This window comes from Campylobacter concisus (assembly GCF_902460875.1).
GTDB classification, from domain to species: domain Bacteria; phylum Campylobacterota; class Campylobacteria; order Campylobacterales; family Campylobacteraceae; genus Campylobacter_A; species Campylobacter_A concisus_AA.
The window spans coordinates 46,879-49,495 of record NZ_CABPVR010000013.1 but is presented as its reverse complement, the minus strand read 5'-3'; the positions used below and the strand labels follow the sequence as shown (position 1 = coordinate 49,495).

The window sequence follows — 2,617 nt, the reverse complement described above, 5'->3', positions numbered from 1 at the left end:
ATATATATATTATTAGGCCTTACTTGCTGGGTAGCATCAGACACTATGTGGATGCTATATGATAAGGTTGATTTTCTTAAACAATTTCTCCCTAAAGTCAATTTTATACAAATCTCATACTTGGTCTCATATTTTATGTTTGCATTTTCTGCTTTTTATATTTTGATCAAAAATTTGAAAAATTTATTTTTAATGCAAGTATTTGTGGACTCAGTCTCTATTTCCGCAATATATTTTAGTTTTATGTGGTTTATGATTTTTGATAGAAATTTAACTCAAGCATTAAGTCAAAAAGATTTTTTTAATCTAAGTTACATCGCCATAGATTTATTTATGTTTTGTACTTCATTTATTGCATTTTTTTTACTCAAATTTTCAAAAAGAAGACTATCTATACTTTTATGCTTGATAGCACTTATTGTAATAAGCACTTATGATGTTTTTACCACTACAATGGATTTTTGGATAGATGAAATATCCTTTTCTGGATACGACATTGTATTTAAGAGTTCATTTTTTATGTTGTTTGTTGCTACGCTTCATTTAAGAGAGGGTGAGGCAAATCTAAAATTTAGGGCGCTCAGAAACGATTTTGATAAAATTTTAATACAAAAGCTATTTGTTTTTGCTGTATTTTTGACGATCATGATCTTGTACTCTTGGAAGATAAATTTGACATGGTTATTTTCTATTTTAGTTACTTTGCTTGCATACGGGGCATTATCTTATACATTTTCTAATGTTAGAAAGATGGATATTTTAATTAAACGTGAAATACATATCAAAAAAGTATTAAATAATCAGATAGAAAGTAAAGTAAAAGAGCTTGAAGAGACAAATAGGCACCTACAAAGGATCAGTAAATATGATTATCTAACGAATGCTCTAAATCGCCAGTATTTTATCGCAAGGCTTGAAGAGATGATAAAGTCAAAGGCACTTGGCGAAAAGATAGATATTTATAGTATTGACATAAACCATTTTAAAGCGATAAATGACTCGTATGGGCATTATATAGGCGATGATGTAATAGCAAAGTTTGCTTCAAATATTGAGTCAATATTGCCACCAAACGATTCTTTATTTGCAAGGTCTGGTGGAGATGACTTTATCGTTGTTGTCAAGCAAAATGAAAATATGCATTGCAGAGAATTTTTACATTATCTACTAAAAGCTATTTCAGAGCCAATCGTTATAGATGATTATAAAATTGTACTTGATGCAAAAATAGGGATTAGCTCGACACAAACTAGTGAAATTTTGGCTGATGATTTTATCATGCAATCAGAAGCAGCACTAGAAGCAGCAAAGAAAGATGCATCTGAAAAGTACGTTTTTTATAGTGATATAAAAAGCATGATTCAGGATAGAAACTATATAGAAATATTGCTAAATAGCATAAGCTTTGATGAAGAATTTGAGCTAAAGTTTCAGCCCCAATATCTAATAGAAGGTAAAAAAATAGTAGGAGCAGAGGCTCTTGTTAGGTGGAACTCTCCTATAAAAGGTCCGGTAGATCAATCAAAATTTATCCCAATAGCCGAACAAAGCTCGATTATCAATGCGATAGGAAAATGGGTGGCAAAAAATGCTATAAAACAAATGGCCTTTTGGAATGAGAAATATAATACAAACCTAAAAATAGGCATAAATATCTCACCAAAACAGATTGATAATATAAATTTTGCATCTAAATTTTTAAGCTATATAGATAGATACGGCATCGATCCATCTTGTGTAGATGTTGAGATTACTGAGGCTAGCCTTGTAAATGCAGAAGAGATGATGCAAAGTGCGTTATCTGAGCTTTCAAATAGAGGAATTTGCATCTCCATAGATGATTTTGGTACCGGATTTTCATCAATGAACTACATCAAAAAATATCCTATGAGTCGCCTAAAGATCGCTAAAGAGCTGATAGATAATATTGCTAAAAATGATATAGATAAAGACGTGGTAAAAAGCGTTATAGCTTTGGCTAAAAATGTGGAGCTAAAGACTATTGCTGAAGGCGTCGAAGATGAAACCCAGCTTGAAATTTTAAGAGAGCTTGGATGCGATGAGGTGCAAGGGTATCTTTGGGGCAAGCCAATGAGTGCAGAGGATTTTGAAAAGCTTATAATAAGCGCTATTTAAGCACACTCTTTGCACTAAAATTTTCAAATTTCAAAATATCTTTATGGCAAAGTTTAGCCAGCTCATTTATCATTTTTGAGCTAGCTTCATCTTTTGGGATTATTAGATGAATCTTTTCTTCTAAAAAAACGATAAAGATATTTTTTAGCTCATAAATTTCACTAACTTCATTTAGGTCAAATTTTTCATTTTCTTTGGGTTCGCTTTCATAATAAGCCAGAAATTTCTCATTTACTTCAAAATTCATTTGCTTTTGAACATCTGAAATTTCAATTCTTTTTAATGCAGCTATGCGACTTCTTTTTAAAAAAATAGGATAAAAAATGATCCAAAATATAGCAAAAACAGCTCCGATGACAGTAAAAATTTTACTTTTTAATAGCATATCAGCAACAAAACCAGCTATGATGGCTTCAGTAAATATCATAAATGTGTTTATAAAATACTGCTTTCTTGCCGCCTTTGAGAAAAATAAGATAAA

2 protein-coding genes are annotated in these 2,617 nt (G+C 30.9%); one reads left to right on the top strand and one right to left on the bottom strand.

Translation table 11 applies throughout. From position 1 onward, the window contains the following. The first annotated feature begins 453 nt into the window (after nucleotides 1-453). Nucleotides 454-2,136 carry a putative bifunctional diguanylate cyclase/phosphodiesterase gene (locus tag F3H01_RS08840; protein WP_188116372.1) on the top strand — a complete coding sequence of 561 codons (1,683 nt, stop codon included), beginning with the start codon at nucleotides 454-456 and terminating at the stop codon, nucleotides 2,134-2,136. Here the strand turns inward: F3H01_RS08840 and F3H01_RS08835 are convergent. Next, nucleotides 2,129-2,617, bottom strand: a 489-nt coding sequence (locus F3H01_RS08835) for a hypothetical protein (RefSeq protein WP_316349616.1), incomplete at its 5' end; no start/stop codon positions are given. The two genes, F3H01_RS08840 and F3H01_RS08835, sit on opposite strands and share 8 nt — an antisense overlap.

Bases quoted from the DNA above. Each gene is read 5' to 3' on its own strand.
- F3H01_RS08840 (WP_188116372.1), top strand. From the start codon at position 454: ATGGATTTTTGGATAGATGAAATATCCTTTTCTGGATACGACATTGTA.